The sequence below is a fragment of the Streptomyces sp. NPDC094034 genome, assembly GCF_040303865.1.
Lineage (GTDB): Bacteria > Actinomycetota > Actinomycetes > Streptomycetales > Streptomycetaceae > Streptomyces.
Genome location: NZ_JBEOUD010000007.1, coordinates 39,735 through 53,918 on the forward strand (window position 1 = coordinate 39,735; position 14,184 = coordinate 53,918).

Annotated in this window: 13 protein-coding genes; 4 read left to right on the forward strand and 9 right to left on the reverse strand. The window is 72.6% G+C overall.

The window, feature by feature from the left end; genetic code table 11:
• Positions 1-2 precede the first annotated feature (2 nt).
• The 4 genes from ABTZ59_RS09115 to ABTZ59_RS09130 are packed head-to-tail and all read right to left on the reverse strand — an operon-like array spanning position 3 to position 3,929.
• Positions 3-1,802, reverse strand: a complete 1,800-nt coding sequence (locus ABTZ59_RS09115) for an L-aspartate oxidase (RefSeq protein WP_351393079.1) — start codon at positions 1,800-1,802, stop codon at positions 3-5.
• Positions 1,799-2,818 carry a pantoate--beta-alanine ligase gene (gene panC / locus ABTZ59_RS09120; protein ID WP_351393082.1) on the reverse strand — a complete coding sequence of 340 codons (1,020 nt, stop codon included), beginning with the start codon at positions 2,816-2,818 and terminating at the stop codon, positions 1,799-1,801. Before panC ends, ABTZ59_RS09115 begins: the two co-directional genes overlap by 4 nt.
• On the reverse strand, positions 2,815-2,979 hold the full coding sequence (locus tag ABTZ59_RS09125; RefSeq protein WP_351393085.1) for a hypothetical protein: 165 nt from the start codon (positions 2,977-2,979) through the stop codon (positions 2,815-2,817). Before ABTZ59_RS09125 ends, panC begins: the two co-directional genes overlap by 4 nt.
• Complete coding sequence (locus tag ABTZ59_RS09130; protein ID WP_351393088.1) at positions 2,976-3,929, reverse strand: Rossmann-like and DUF2520 domain-containing protein; 954 nt, start codon at positions 3,927-3,929, stop codon at positions 2,976-2,978. The genes ABTZ59_RS09125 and ABTZ59_RS09130 overlap by 4 nt, the downstream gene beginning before the upstream one ends.
• A 133-nt stretch (positions 3,930-4,062) precedes the next feature.
• Here ABTZ59_RS09130 and ABTZ59_RS09135 point away from each other — a divergent pair, with 133 nt between their 5' ends.
• Complete coding sequence (locus ABTZ59_RS09135; protein WP_351393092.1) at positions 4,063-5,361, forward strand: threonine aldolase family protein; 1,299 nt, start codon at positions 4,063-4,065, stop codon at positions 5,359-5,361.
• Between the two features lie 147 nt (positions 5,362-5,508).
• Complete coding sequence (locus ABTZ59_RS09140; protein ID WP_351393095.1) at positions 5,509-6,597, forward strand: DUF5937 family protein; 1,089 nt, start codon at positions 5,509-5,511, stop codon at positions 6,595-6,597.
• 120 nt (positions 6,598-6,717) lie between these two features.
• Here ABTZ59_RS09140 and ABTZ59_RS09145 read toward each other — a convergent pair whose 3' ends face one another.
• On the reverse strand, positions 6,718-7,389 hold the full coding sequence (locus ABTZ59_RS09145; RefSeq protein ID WP_351393099.1) for a response regulator transcription factor: 672 nt from the start codon (positions 7,387-7,389) through the stop codon (positions 6,718-6,720).
• A gap of 103 nt (positions 7,390-7,492) precedes the next feature.
• On the reverse strand, positions 7,493-8,695 hold the full coding sequence (locus ABTZ59_RS09150; protein ID WP_351393102.1) for a sensor histidine kinase: 1,203 nt from the start codon (positions 8,693-8,695) through the stop codon (positions 7,493-7,495).
• Between the two features lie 96 nt (positions 8,696-8,791).
• Here ABTZ59_RS09150 and ABTZ59_RS09155 point away from each other — a divergent pair, with 96 nt between their 5' ends.
• The gene (locus ABTZ59_RS09155; RefSeq protein ID WP_503002455.1) at positions 8,792-9,928 is read left to right on the forward strand and encodes an SAM-dependent methyltransferase; all 1,137 of its coding nucleotides are present in this window, start codon (positions 8,792-8,794) and stop codon (positions 9,926-9,928) included.
• Entirely contained in the window at positions 9,925-11,076 is a 1,152-nt protein-coding gene (locus ABTZ59_RS09160; protein WP_249952882.1) for an NADH-quinone oxidoreductase subunit D, read from the forward strand. The genes ABTZ59_RS09155 and ABTZ59_RS09160 overlap by 4 nt, the downstream gene beginning before the upstream one ends.
• Before the next feature lie 200 nt (positions 11,077-11,276).
• Here ABTZ59_RS09160 and ABTZ59_RS09165 read toward each other — a convergent pair whose 3' ends face one another.
• From ABTZ59_RS09165 to ABTZ59_RS09175, 3 genes are all read right to left on the reverse strand, one after another.
• Complete coding sequence (locus tag ABTZ59_RS09165; protein ID WP_351393106.1) at positions 11,277-12,317, reverse strand: hypothetical protein; 1,041 nt, start codon at positions 12,315-12,317, stop codon at positions 11,277-11,279.
• A gap of 153 nt (positions 12,318-12,470) precedes the next feature.
• Positions 12,471-13,454 (reverse strand): ABC transporter substrate-binding protein, encoded by a 984-nt coding sequence (locus ABTZ59_RS09170; protein WP_351393109.1) that lies wholly within the window; start codon positions 13,452-13,454, stop codon positions 12,471-12,473.
• A 37-nt stretch (positions 13,455-13,491) separates the two neighbouring features.
• Positions 13,492-14,184, reverse strand: coding sequence for an ABC transporter permease (locus ABTZ59_RS09175; RefSeq protein ID WP_351393112.1), 693 nt, complete (start codon positions 14,182-14,184; stop codon positions 13,492-13,494).

Sequence of the window (14,184 nt, forward strand, 5' to 3'; positions counted from 1 at the left end):
GGTTACGGCTCCCTGGGGGCGTCGGCGGGGGGTGGGGTTGCGGAGGTGGGTGCGGCGGTGGCCACCGGACCGGGGGTCACGGGCGGGAACGCGGCGGTCGCGGTACGGCGCGGTACCGGCCGGCGGTCGGGCGTCAGGCTGATGACGAGATGGCGGGCCCAGTTCGCGTCGTCGCGCTCCGGATGGTCCTCGCGCCAGTGACAGCCTCGGGTCTCCTCGCGCTCCAGGGCGGCGGCGACCAGGACCCGGGCCACGCAGAGCAGATTCGACGTCTCCCAGGACTCGACGCCGGGGACGGCCGCCTTTCCGGGTCCTTCGTGGTCCTGAGCCTGCTCGTACACGGCCTCCAGGGCCGCGGCGGCGGTGCCAAGGCTGCGGGCGGATCGGAGCACGCCCGCGCCCGAGGACATGATCCGCTGGATTCCGGCGCGGGCCTCGGGGGCGATCAGCGGCAGCAGGACGGTGGTCGCCGACGGTTCGACGGGGGGCGGTGCGGGATCGGTCTCGTCGGCGGTGCTGTCCGCCGTACCGCCCGCCGCAGCGCCCGCCGTACCGCCCGCCGCGATGTCCGCCGCTATCCGTTCCGCGAAGACCAGCCCCTCCAGGAGGGAGTTGGAGGCCAGCCGGTTCGCGCCGTGGACGCCCGTGCAGGCCACCTCACCGCACGCGTACAGCCCCGGTACGGTCGTCCGCCCGCGCAGATCCGTACGGACTCCGCCCGACGCGTAGTGGGCGGCGGGCGCCACCGGGACGGGCTGCGTGACCGGGTCGATGCCGTGCGCCCGGCAGGCCGCCAGGATGGTGGGGAAGCGGGTCTCCCACATCGCGGCGCCGAAATGCCTGGCGTCCAGATACATGTGCTCGGCGCCCTGCTCCCGCATCCGGCGCGTGATCGCCTTGGCGACGATGTCGCGCGGGGCCAGCTCCGCCAATTCGTGCTGTCCGAGCATGAAACGGACGCCGTCGGCGTCGACGAGATGGGCTCCCTCGCCCCGTACCGCCTCCGAGACCAGCGGCTGCTGGCCCTCCGCGCCGGTGCCGAGGAAGAGCACCGTCGGGTGGAACTGGACGAACTCCAGGTCGGAGACCTCCGCTCCGGCCCGCAGCGCCAGCGCCACGCCGTCGCCGGTGGAGACCGCGGGGTTGGTCGTCGCCGAGAAGACCTGCCCCATGCCGCCGGTGGCCAGGATCACCGCGGGGGCGTGCACCGCGCCGACGCCGTCGTGCTGGCCCTCGCCCATCACATGGAGGGTGACGCCCGACGTACGGCCGTGCTCGTCCGTCAGCAGGTCGAGGACCAGCGCGTTCTCGACCGTACGGAGCGCGGCGTCACGGACCGCTTCCACCAGGGCGCGGGAGATCTCCGCGCCGGTCGCGTCGCCGCCCGCGTGCGCGATACGGCGGCGGTGGTGGCCGCCCTCGCGGGTGAGCTGGAGCTCGCCGGAGGCGGAGGTGTCGAAGTGCGCGCCCGTGGCGATCAGCCGCCGTACGGCCGCCGGGCCTTCGGTGACCAGGGTGCGGACCGCCTCCTCGTCGCACAGGCCCGCGCCCGCGACGAGGGTGTCCGCCAGATGCTGTTCGGGGGTGTCGCCCTCGCCGAGCGCCGCGGCGATGCCGCCCTGCGCCCAGCGCGTGGAGCCGTCGTCGAGCCGGGCCTTGGTGACGACGACCGTACGGAGCCCGGCGGCGGTGCAGCGCAGGGCCGCGGTGAGTCCGGCGACGCCGGAGCCGACCACGACGACATCGGCGTCGATGGCCCAGCCGGGCGCGGGGGCGGTCAGCCGTATACCGGTTCCGGTCACTGGGGGGCTCCGAAGGTCAGCGGGATGTTGTCGATCAGCCGCGTGGCACCGACGCGCGCGGCGACGGCGAGGACCGCCTCACCGGTGTGGTCGTCGGGGACCTCGGTGAAGTCGGCGGGGTCGACGAGGGCGAGATAGTCGAGGGCCAGCGGCGGCACGCTCCTGGCCGCCTGGTCGAGGACGGCGCGGGCCGCAGCCCGTACGCCGTCCGCCCCGTTCCAGTCCTCGCCGGCGCCACCTGCGGCGGCCACCGCGTGGGCGTCGGCCGCGAGCCTGGCCTCACCGAGGGCGGACAGCGCGGCGGCCCGCGCGCCGGGCGTGGGCGCGTACTCGGCGCGGGCGCGCAGGGCCTGCTGGGCGGCGAGCCGGTCGCGGGCGGCGAACAGGGCCCCGGAGAGCGCGAGGGCGGTACGGCGCTCGGGGACCGACAGATAGCGGTTGCGGCTGGAGAGCGCGAGCCCGTCGTCGGCACGGACCGTCGGTACGCCGACGATCTCGGCCGGGAAGTTCAGATCGCGGGCCATCCGGCGGACCAGAGCGAGCTGCTGGGCGTCCTTCTGCCCGAAGAAGGCGGTGTCCGCCCGGGTGAGGTGGAGCAGTTTGGCGACGACGGTCAGCATGCCGTCGAAGTGTCCGGGGCGCGAGGCGCCTTCCAGCCGCGCGCCCATGGCGCCCGCGGTGATCGTGACCTGGGGGGCGCCGCCCGGGTAGACCTCGTCGGCGGACGGCGCGAAGACGGCGTCGGCGCCCGCCTCCGCGGCGGTCTTCAGATCGGCTTCGAGCGTACGGGGGTAACGCTCCAGGTCCTCGCCCGCGCCGAACTGGAGCGGGTTGACGAAGACGGTGACCACCACGAAGCCGTCGGGACCGGCATGGGCGCGGGCGGCCCGTACGAGGCTCGCGTGCCCGTCGTGGAGCGCCCCCATGGTCATCACCACCGCGATACGGCCGGGGGCCGCGCGCCTCTTCAGGAGGCGGTCGAGGTCCGCGCGCGTGGGGGCGAGTTCGAGGCTCATCGGATGGTCTCCACGTCTCCAGGATGCGCGTGCGCGGTGGTCTTCGCCGTCCACTTCGCGGTGCTCTTGGCCGTCCACTTCGCGGTGTTCTGGGCGGTCCTCTTCAGACGCGCGTCAGGACACGCGTCAGGGCACGCGTCAAGAAGCGTGCGTGTGGTCATCGGGAGTCCCCGGCACCATCCCCGCGGGCGTCCCCGAGGGCGTCGCCGCCGGCGAGGACGTCGAGAAGGTCCTCCGCCAGCTCGGGCTTGAGCAGTCCGTGTGCCAGCGCCCGGTCCGCGGTCGTACGGGCCATCGCGAGATACCCCGCCACGGCGCCCGGCGCGTGTGTGCGCAACTCCGCGACATGCGCGGCGACCGTACCCGCGTCCCCGCGCGCGACCGGCCCGGTGAGCGCGGCGTCCCCGGAGCGCAGCGCGTTGTCCAGCGCGGCGCCGAGCAGTGGGCCGAGCATCCTGTCGGGCGCTTCGACCCCGGCGGTGCGCAGCAGCTCCATCGCCTGGGCGACCAGCGTGACCAGGTGGTTCGCGCCCAGGGCGAGGGCCGCGTGGTAGAGCGGACGCGACTCCTCCGCGATCCACTCGGGCTCGCCGCCCATCTCGATGACCAGCGCCTCGGCCGCCAGCCGCAGCTCCTCGGGGGCGGTGACGCCGAAGGAGCAGCCGGCCAGCCGCTGGACGTCCACGGACGTGCCGGTGAAGGTCATCGCGGGGTGGAGGGCCAGCGGCAGGGCGCCCACGCGCAGGGCCGGGTCGAGCACCTTGGCGCCGTACCGCCCCGAGGTGTGCACGAGGAGCTGTCCCGGCCGTACGGCACCGGTCTCCGCCAGCCCGTCGACCAGTCCTGGCAGGGCGTCATCGGGAACGGTCAGCAGCACCAGATCGGCGCGGGCGAGGACGTCGGCGGGGGGCACGATCGGGATGTCCGGCAGCAGCGCGGCCGCTCTGCGCACAGAGGCGTCCGATACGCCCGAGACGGCGACCGGACGGTGTCCGGCGAGCCGGAGCGACGCGGCCAGGGCCGGCCCGACACGGCCCGCTCCGACGACACCGACCGTGAGCCGCGCGGGGCGGTCCCGGGGATCGAGGGGTTCCTGTGCTGTTGGGTTCACGCGGTGGGGCCTTCCGTTCCAGTCCGCGGTGGGTACCGGACGATTTCTCGCCATGCTACGCCAGCCTCGCGCCCTGCCACTTGGCTGTCCACAGGCTGTGCGCGGGGGGCCGCGCGTGGGCGATGATCGGTCCATGGGAAAGACAAGTGAGCAGGCCCGTGGAGGCGATCGGGCGGATCGGGCCGACCGGTCCGATCAGGCCGACCGGGCCGATCAGGCCGATCAGGCCGATCAAGCCGACCGGGCCGAGAGGCTCCGAGAGGCCGGGCGGTCCGACAGCGAGAAGACCGCTCAGGAAGCGCGGCGGCGCAGACTGGCCGCGTGGCGGGCCTCGGAGCGGGTGATGCTCCGGGCGCCGATGGACCGGCCGATGCGCGAGCGGCTGACCGCTCTGGCCGCGGACGCGGGGTCCGTGTACGACATGGACGAGCATCCGGATCTGTACGGCGACGGGATCGTCGCGGAGCTGGAACGACGGGTGGCCACGCTGCTCGGATTCCCCGCCGCGGCCTTCTTCCCGACGGGCACGATGGCGCAGCAGGTGGCGCTGCGCAGCTGGGCGGGGCGCACGGGCAACAGCACGGTGGCGCTGCATCCGCTCGCCCACCCCGAGGTGCACGAGGCCGGTGCGCTGTCGGTGGTCAGCGGGGTGCGTACGGTCCATCCGACCAAGGAACCGCGGCTGCCGACCGCCGAGGAGATCCACGACCTGGCCGAGCCCTTCGGCACGCTGATGCTGGAACTGCCGCTGCGTGACGCGGGGTTCGTCCTGCCGTCCTGGGACGAGCTGGTGGCGACCGTGGACGCGGCGCGGGAGCGGGACGCGGTCGTGCATGTCGACGGCGCGCGGCTGTGGGAGTGCGCCTCGCACTTCGGACGTCCGCTCGCCGAGATCGCGGGGCTCGCGGACAGCGTGTACGTGTCCTTCTACAAGTCGCTCGGCGGGCTGTCGGGCGCGATGCTCGCCGGTCCCCGGGAGCTGGTGGAGGAGGCGCGGGTGTGGCGGCACCGCTATGGGGGCCAGGTCTTCGAGCAGTACCCGGCGGCGCTGACGGCCCTCCTGGGCCTGGAGCGCGAACTGCCGAAGCTGCCCTCGTACGTGGCGCACGCGCGCGTGGTGGCGGCGGCGCTGGCGGAGGGCTTGGCGGAGTCCACCGTCCCCTGGTTCCGCGTGCACCCGGAGCCGCCGCACACCCATCAGTTCCAGGTGTGGCTGCCGTACACCCCGGACGTGCTGAACGAGGCGGCGGTGCGGCAGGCGGAGGAGACGAAGACGGCGCTGTTCCGGGTCTGGTCGCAGCCGCCCGCCGCCCTCCGCGGTCTCGCCTTCACGGAGGTCACGGTGGGGGAGCCGGGGCTGGAGTGGACGGCGGAGGAGGTACGGGCGGCGGTCGAGGAGTTCGTGACCCGGGTGCTGGAGGCGCGGCCCTGAGGGGCTGAACGGTTCCGAAGGCGGGGCCGGAGGGGGCAGGTCCGGGTGGGTGCCCTCCGGACCTGCCCGCGCCCAGCCGCTTGCCCCACTTGACGCGGGCCGTCAATCGGGGGACCGGTTGTCAGTGGCGGCGTGCACCATGGCTTCATGAGCGTGTTCATCGACATCACCGGCCTGCCCCGGGAGCGGATCACCTTCGGCCCGTCCCCGCTGGCGGAGCTGGGTGCCGCCCTGCACGCCCTCTCGGAGCCCGCCCACCACGCCGGGCTGCACAGCTGGATCACCACCACCAGCGCCGCGCTCAAGCCGGGGCTGGCCGACCGGCTGCACGAAGCGGACTTCCTCTGGCGGTCGGCCCGCGCCGACATCCTGCTGCCCGCCGTACCCCGGGAGACGCTCGCGGAGGAGCTGGACGACGTCGATCTGGTGGACGACGAGACGTATGTGGCGGCGGCCCTGGAGATCTCCTGCGCCAGCCAGTACGGCGACGGGCTGCCCTCGCCGCTCGTCGACGCGGACGTGCGGCGGCGCGCGCTGGAGCTGGCGACGGCCCGCGGTCCACGCCAAGCCGCGTTCGTACGCCAGATGCTGGCGGATCCGCCCGGGGTCAGGGCCTGGATACGGCGGCTGCTCGAAGACTGCGAGGAGGCGTTCTTCGCGGACACCTGGCGGCGCGTCCGGCTCCAGCTCGCCGCCGACGCCCGGCACAAGACCGAGGTGCTGCGCCGCAAGGGCCTGGCGGAGGCCGTCGCCGCGGTCTCCCCCGCCATCACGCTGGAGGAGGACGGGCTCCGTACCAGGATCGTGGTGGACAAGCTGGCCCATGGCCGTGCGGCCGCGACGGGTCGGGGGCTGACGTTCCTGCCCACCGCCTTCGGCTGGCCCCATCTGGTGGCGCTGCACACGCCCGGCTGGCGGCCGGTCGTGCAGTACCCGGTCTCCACGCGCGAGTTGACGGACGCCACGTCCGTCGACACGGTCAAGCTGCGGCTGGAGGCGGTCGCCCACCCCATGCGGATGCGGCTGTGCCGGAGCCTGGCCCGCGGCTCGTACTCGACGAGCGAGTTGGCCGATACGTACGGGATCACCGCGCCCGAGGTCTCCCGGCATCTGGCGGTGCTGCGGAAGGCGGGGCTGCTGACGACCGAGCGGCGCGGGCGCTATGTGCTGCATCAGCTGGATGTCGCCGCGGTGGCCCGGCTCGGGAGCGACTTCCTGGAGGGGGTGCTGCGCTGACGTTCCTTGAGGGGGCGCCGCGCTGACGTTCCTTAAGGGGGCGCCGCGCTGACGGCACGCCACCCCGGAGGTGGGTCTTGCCGCCCCCGAAGGGGCCGTTGATCCACAGAAGTACGCGGCTCAGCCTCCCCCGCCGCCGGCCCGCACCAGTCCCGTCTCGTAGGCGAGGACGACCACCTGCACGCGGTCGCGCAGTCCGAGCTTGGTGAGGATCCGGCCGACGTGCGTCTTCACGGTCGCCTCGGAGAGCACCAGCCGGCCGGCGATCTCCCCGTTCGACAGCCCCTGCGCGACCAGCAGCATGACCTCGCGCTCGCGGTCGGTCAGCCGGCCGAGCTCCTTGTGCTGCGGCTTGCCCGGGCTGGGCAGCATCGGCGCGAAGCGGTCCAGCAGCCGCCGGGTGGTGGACGGGGCGACGACGGCGTCACCGCTGTGCACCGAGCGGATCGCGTTGAGCAGCTCACCCGGCGGCACATCCTTCAGCATGAAGCCGCTCGCCCCGGCCTTGAGCCCCGAGAACGCGTACTCGTCCAGGTCGAAGGTGGTGAGGATGAGCACCTTCGGGGCGTTGGGCTCCGCACAGATCCGGCGGGTGGCCTCGACGCCGTCCAGCCGGGGCATACGGACATCCATCAGGACGACGTCCACGGCGGTGGCGCGGAGATTCTCGATCGCCTCCACGCCGTCCCCGGCCTCCGCGACGACCTCCATGTCGGGCTGCGCGGCCAGCACCATACGGAATCCGGTGCGCAGCAGCACCTGGTCGTCGACGAGCATGACGCGGATCGACATCTGCGGGGTCCTTGTCCGGTAGGAGGGAGTCGGCGCCGTTCGGTTCGCGGTTTCAGCCGTTCGGTTCGCGGTTTGAGCCGTTCAGTTCGCGGGTTTCAGCCGTTCAGTTCGCGGGTTTCAACGGCAGCAGCGCGCTGATCCGGAAGCCACCGCCGGGGCGCGGCCCGGCGTCCAGTGTGCCGCCGACCATACCGACCCGCTCCCGCATGCCGATGAGCCCATGACCGCGCCCGTCGGCCCCGCCGTCCTCGTACAGCTCGTGGGCCGCGCCCCGCCCGTCGTCCTCGACGAGCAGCCCGAGCCCGTCGTCGAAGTAGACCAGACGCACGCTGGCGCCCACATCGGGTCCGCCGTGCTTGCGGCTGTTGGTGAGGGCTTCCTGCACGATGCGGTACGCGGTCAGCTCCACCCCGCTGGGCAGCGGTCGCGGGGTGCCCTCGATCCGGAAGTCCACGGTCAGCCCGGCGCCCCGCACGTTCTCGACCAGTTCCTCGATCTGCCCGACATCGGGCTGCGGAACGTATTCGCCGCTCTCCTTGGCGTCACCGGTCCGCAGCACGCCCAGCAGTCTGCGCATCTCGGCGAGCGCCTGCCTGCCGGTGCTCGAAATGGTCTCCAGGGCCTGTTTGGCCTGGTCGGGCGCGGCGTCCAGCACATAGGCGGCGCCGTCGGCCTGGACGACCATCACGGAGACGTTGTGGGCGACGACATCGTGCAGCTCGCGGGCGATCCTGGCCCGCTCGGCGGCGACCGCCACCTTGGCCTGCGCCTCGCGCTCCTTCTCCAGCCGGGTGGCGCGCTCCTCCAACTGGTCGAGGTAGGCCCGCCGGGTACGGACGGAGTCCCCGAGCACCCAGGCGAGGACGAACGGCACGCTGATGACGATGGCGACGAAGACCACGCCCAGGAAGCCGTCGGCGGTCCCGTCGGGCCAGCGCGCCTGCGCGGCGGGGGCGGCGAGCAGTCCGCCGATCAGCGCGACCCGCGAGGCCCAGCGCGACCTGCCCTGTGCGACGACGGTGTAGATGATCACCAGCATCGCGAAGTCCGCCGGGTTGGGCCGCACATCCAGGGCGAGCTGGGCGAGGCCCAGGCCCAGCACGAGCAGCAGCACCTTCTCCGGCGCGCGGCGGCGCAGCGCGACGGACAGGCTCAGCAGCACGACCAGTGCGATGGCCATCAGCCTCGTGACGACGCCCTGGTTCTCCTGGACCACCCACAACAGGGACAGCCCGAAGAGCAGGACAGCCAGGAAACTGTCGACGCCCGTCGGGTGTCCGCGGAGAAAGTCGTAGAAGCGCTGCACGTAACCCAGCGTAGTGAGGCGGACAAGGGGCACGGGTCAGCCGGAGGGCCGATCCGATCGGCGGAATCGTACTCCCCAAGGTGGAGACTTGACGCCGTGACGGATGAGACGTGCAAGTCGCCCGGGGCTCCGGGTACGGCGCGAGGCGCGACGGACGGCGGGTGCGGCACCGGACCGCTCCGGTGGCGTACGGCCGCCGAGCGAGCGCTGTACGGCCCTGACGGCTTCTATCTGCGCCCCGAGGGACCGGCCGGGCACTTCCGTACGTCGGTCCACGCCTCCCCGCTGTTCGCCGCCGCGGTCGCGCGGCTGCTGACCAGGACCGCCGAGCGGCTGGGCAGGGACGAGGTGGCGCTCGTCGACATCGGCGCGGGCCGGGGCGAGCTGCTTTCCGGAGTCCTGGCCGCGGTCCCGGACGGGCTCACGGTGCGGCCGTACGCCGTCGAACGCGCCCCTCGCCCCGCGGGCCTGGACGCCCGTATCGAGTGGTGCCCGGAGCCGCCGCGCGGGGTCAGCGGGCTGCTCTTCGCGAACGAATGGCTCGACAACGTGCCCGTCGACATCGCCGAGACCGGCCCCGACGGGGTCGTACGGTACGTCCTCGTCCGGCCCGACGGCTCCGAGGAACCGGGCGACCCGGTCGAGGGACCCGACGCCGAATGGCTCGCCCGCTGGTGGCCCCCGGCCGGCCCCGGCACCCGCGCGGAGATCGGCCGGCCGCGCGACGAGGCGTGGGCGGCGGCGGTCGCCACCCTGGAGCGGGGGCTCGCGGTCGCGGTCGACTACGCGCATGTACGGGACGCCCGGCCGCCCTTCGGCACCCTGACGGGCTTCCGGGCGGGCCGGGAGGTGCCCCCCGTACCGGACGGCACCCGCGATCTCACGGCCCATGTGGCGCTGGACGCCTGTGCCCTGCCCGGCGCGGAACTGCTGGGCCAGCGCGAGGTGCTGCACCGGCTGGGGGTGAGCGGCCAACGGCCGCCGCTGTCCCTCGCCGCCACGGATCCGGCGGCCTACGTACGGGCGCTCGCGGCGGCCGGGGAGGCGGCGGAGCTGACGGCCCGGGGCGGCCTCGGGGACTTCGGCTGGCTCATGCAGCCCGTCGGCCTCGGAGGCACGGGTGGAGGCACAGGTGGAGGAACAGGCGAAAGGGCGAGCGGAGGGGCGAGCGAGGGGGCGATCGGAGGCATCATCGGAGGCACGAGCGGCGCTCTGAGAGACTGTCGCCCATGACGGAGACCACCCGGACGACGGTCGGTATCGGCGGCGCGGCCGAGAGCACGGACATGGTGCTCAACATCGGCCCGCAGCACCCCTCCACCCACGGGGTGCTCCGGCTCCGGCTCGTGCTCGACGGCGAGGTGATCCAGCAGGCGGAGCCGGTCATCGGCTATATGCACCGGGGCGCGGAGAAGCTCTTCGAGGCGCGCGACTACCGGCAGGTCCTGGTCCTCGCCAACCGCCACGACTGGCTCTCGGCGTTCTCCAACGAGCTGGGCGTGGTGATGGCCGTCGAGCGGATGCTCGGCATGGAGGTGCCCGAGCGCGCCGTATGGACAAGGACGCTGCTCGCCGAGCTGAACCGGGTGCTCAACCATCTGATGTTCCTCGGCTCGTACCCCCTCGAACTGGGCGGTATCACCCCGGTGTTCTACGCGTTCCGGGAGCGCGAGGAGCTTCAGGGCGTGATGGAGGAGATCTCCGGCGGCCGGATGCACTACATGTTCAACCGGGTCGGCGGCCTCAAGGAGGACCTTCCCGCGGGCTGGCAGGGGCGCGCCAGGTCCGCGATCGCGTCGGTGCGCTCGCGGATGGACGTGTACGACCGGCTGGTTCTCGGGAACGAGATCTTCCGGGGCCGTACCCGCGGGGTCGGGGTGCTGTCGCGGGAGACGGTCCACGCGTACGGGGTGTCCGGGCCGATCGCCCGCGCCTCCGGGGTCGACTTCGATCTGCGCCGCGACGAGCCGTACCTCGCGTACGGCGAGCTGCGGGACACGCTCAGGGTCGTGACCCGCGAGGAGGGCGACTGTCTGGCGCGGTTCGAATGTCTGCTGGAGCAGACGCACAACGCGCTGGCCCTGGCGGACGCCTGTCTGGACCGGATCGCGGAGCTGCCGCCCGGGCCGATCAACCAGCGGCTGCCCAAGGTGCTGAAGGCACCCGAGGGCCATACGTACGCGTGGACCGAGAACCCTCTCGGCATCAACGGCTACTACCTGGTGTCGAAGGGCGAGAAGACGCCGTACCGGCTGAAGCTGCGCTCGGCCTCGTTCAACAACATCCAGGCGCTGACCGAGTTGCTGCCCGGGACGCAGGTCGCCGACATGGTGGCGATCCTGGGCTCGCTGTTCTTCGTCGTCGGCGACATCGACAAGTAACGTGCCCCGGGCGGTCGTTACGGGGCTGCCGGAGGACCGTACGGGACCGTTGGAGGGGCCGGGGGCCATTCCCGGGAGCGGTTCGAGAGTCCGGGGGGGTACGAGGGTCCCGGGGCCGTTCGAGGGGCCCGGGCCGTTACGACCAGCGGCCCCTCGCCCCTCGCCCCCTCGCCTCGCTCTCGCTCAGCGGCCTGCCGTCGTCAGCCGCTGATCGCGTCGCGCAGCTCTTCCAGTTCGAGCGGCTCGGTCTCGTCGTGCACGGTCAGATCGATGACCTGCCCGATACCCCGCTCCTCGGCCCTGCGCCCCTCGGCGAGAGCCTCCTCGCCCACCACGTCCGCGAGGTCCTCGCGCTCGACGCGCGCCAGTTCGGCGGCCGGTGCGGACTCCTCGGTGTCGTCCGCGTCCGCCTTCCTGAGCCCGCCGGGCGCGTTCCGCGCGCCGGCCTGCGCACCGAAGAAGTCGAAACCGCCCTCGGGCCGCCGCGCGGGACGGCCCTGCGGGGCGTACGGGACGATCGCGGACGCCGTGGGCACGCGCGTGGCGGGGAGGGCGGACGACGGGCTGTTGTGCTGTTCGGCCCCGGCGCCCGCCGCGTGCTTCCCCCGCGACTCCCCCGCTTCCGTCGACCGCTCCGCGAGATCGCGCGCACGGGCCGCCTCGACCGTACGCCTCGCCTGCTGGACCGCGGCGTTGCGCGACAGTTCGTCCAGGGCCCGCGCGGCGCTGACGAACGCCGTCGTGGTGGGCGTGCTGCCCGCGGCGGGCAACGCCTTGGGGACGGTCGCCGCCTCCAGGGCGAGCTGACGCCGCCCCTCCAGCGCGGTGGCGCGCTCGGTCTCCGCGGTGGCGTACCGGCGCAGCAGCGCGGCGTGCTCACCGCGCAGCCCGGCCAGCTCGATCCGCTTGGCGCGCAGTTTGGCCTCAAGCTTGAGGCGCAGCTCGCGCGACTCCTCGACGTCGCCTTCCAGTTCGGCTATGCGCTCCTCGGCCTTCCAGCCGTCGCTCTCCCGCGCGCGCGTCAGCTCGGCGACCCGGCGACCGGCGGCGCGGTCCCAACCACGCATGAAGACCGCGCCGGTGACCGCCGCGGCGGCCGTCACCGCGACCAGACCGCGGAGCACCACGGGCTCCGCGAGGAACCAGGCGCCCGCGGCACAGAGAACCGCGGCTCCGGCGACCGCCGTCGGCGGCAGAAGCTTGTGGAGGGGTGGGGAATGGCGGTGGCGTCCACGTGGCATGGCCTGAAATTTACCGTGCGTGGAGACCGAATGGGGGGCCGGTCGGACAATCTTTCTCGGCCCGTTGCCGGCCTTCCTCCCCATCCACTCCTGTTTCCTCTACAGAACTCCGTTTTGCCTGCCGCCGGTTACCGCGCGGACGCCGTCCGGCCGCTACTTCTTGACCAGACCTTTGGACTCCAGGTACTCCTTGGCGACATCCTCGGGCTTCGCACGCTCGGCATCGACCTTGAGGTTCAACTTCGCCAGATCGTCCGTGGTCAGCGCGTCGGTCAGCTTGCCCAGCACATCGGCTATCTCCGCCGAACCGGCGTCCTTGGCATTGACCACCGGCAGTACGTTGTCGGCGTTCTGGAGCTTCTTGTCGTCCTCAAGCACGACGAGTCCGAAGCTGTCGAGCGTGCCATCGGTGGTGCTGCTCAGAACCATCTGGTCCACACCGTCCTTGACGGCCTGCTTGGACTGCGGGGTGCCGACGCCCTTGGGGTCGATGCCCGTCACATCGATGCCGTACGTCTTCTTCAGACCCGGCGCGCAGAAGGGCCGGACCTCGCACTCGTCGCCCGCCGCGATCTTCACCTTGATCTTCGACTTTCCAAGATCGGAAAGCGTCTTCAGCTTGTTCTTCTCGGCGAATTCCTTGGTCACCGCGAAGGCATTCTGATCGACCGCCTGACCGGCGGGCAGCACCTTCAGCCCAAGCGGCTCGGCGAGCTTCGTCAGCTCGGCGACCGTCGCGGCGGAGTCGCTGGACGCGAGCGGCTTCTCCTCGGCCGCCTTGGCGCCGTTCACCTTGGCGTTGAGGAATTCCGTGATCGTCGCGGCGTATTCGGGCACCACGTCGATCTCGCCCTTCTCCAGAGAGGGTTCGTACAGCTCACGGTTCTTCACCGTGGTGACGGACGTGGAGTAGCCGGCGTCGCCCAGGATCTGGGCGTACAGCTCCGCCAGCACCTTGGACTCCGTGAAGGCCGCCGCGCCGATGACCAGCGAGCCCTTCTTCCCCGAGCCGGAACCGGAGTCGGCGGCGCCGCCGCTCTTGTCCTTCTCCAGGCTGTCGCCGCCGCACGCGGCGAGCGAGGTGGTAAGGGCCACCACTCCCAGTACGGCACCCGCGAGGCGCGAGGTCTTGCTCATGAGGTTCACCATCTCCAAGAAGCCATTGGGTCGGTCGTCACACGGTCGTGCGCGAGGGCCGGGCGGCGAGCGAGGGCGCCGGGTCGATGACCCGGTCCAACGCAAGCAGCACGCCTTCGACGAGCAGCGCGAGCAGCGCGACGAGCAGTGCGCCCGCGACCACCTGCGGGGTGTTGTACGTGTTGAAGCCGGCGGTGATGATCCGGCCGAGGCCGCCCTGTCCCACCATCGCCGCGATGGTGGCGGTGGCCACCACCTGTACGGAGGCCGAGCGGAGCCCGGTCATGATCAGCGGGTACGCGAGGGGCAGCTCGACCCGTACGAAGAGCTGGCGCCCGGACATGCCCATCCCCCGGGCGGCCTCCACGACCGCGCTGTCCACCTCCCGCATCCCGACGTAGGCGTTGGTCAGCAGGGGCGGCACGGCGAAGAGCACCAGAGCGATGATCGTGGGCACCGAGCCCGAGTTGCGCAGCGGCGAGACCATGAACAGGGCGAGCACGGCGAACACCGGCACCGCGCGGCCCACATTGGAGATATTGACGGCGAGCGCGCCGCCCTTGCCGATATGCCCCAGATAGAGGGCTATGGGCAGGGCTATGGCGCACGCCAGCGCGAGCGCGACCCCGCTGACAAGTACGTGCTCTGCCAGTCGCCGCCACACCCCGCTCTCACCGGACCAGTTGGCACCGGTGGTCAGCCAGCTGACCGCCTCTCCCAGAACTCCCAT

Coding starts and splice junctions, on each gene's coding strand:
- panC (WP_351393082.1), bottom strand. CDS start 2,818: ATGAGCCTCGAACTCGCCCCCACGCGCGCGGACCTCGACCGCCTCCTG.
- ABTZ59_RS09125 (WP_351393085.1), bottom strand. CDS start 2,979: ATGACCACACGCACGCTTCTTGACGCGTGCCCTGACGCGTGTCCTGAC.
- ABTZ59_RS09135 (WP_351393092.1), top strand. CDS start 4,063: ATGGGAAAGACAAGTGAGCAGGCCCGTGGAGGCGATCGGGCGGATCGG.
- ABTZ59_RS09140 (WP_351393095.1), top strand. CDS start 5,509: ATGAGCGTGTTCATCGACATCACCGGCCTGCCCCGGGAGCGGATCACC.
- ABTZ59_RS09145 (WP_351393099.1), bottom strand. CDS start 7,389: ATGTCGATCCGCGTCATGCTCGTCGACGACCAGGTGCTGCTGCGCACC.
- ABTZ59_RS09160 (WP_249952882.1), top strand. CDS start 9,925: ATGACGGAGACCACCCGGACGACGGTCGGTATCGGCGGCGCGGCCGAG.
- ABTZ59_RS09165 (WP_351393106.1), bottom strand. CDS start 12,317: ATGCCACGTGGACGCCACCGCCATTCCCCACCCCTCCACAAGCTTCTG.
- ABTZ59_RS09170 (WP_351393109.1), bottom strand. CDS start 13,454: ATGAGCAAGACCTCGCGCCTCGCGGGTGCCGTACTGGGAGTGGTGGCC.
- ABTZ59_RS09175 (WP_351393112.1), bottom strand. CDS start 14,184: ATGGGAGTTCTGGGAGAGGCGGTCAGCTGGCTGACCACCGGTGCCAAC.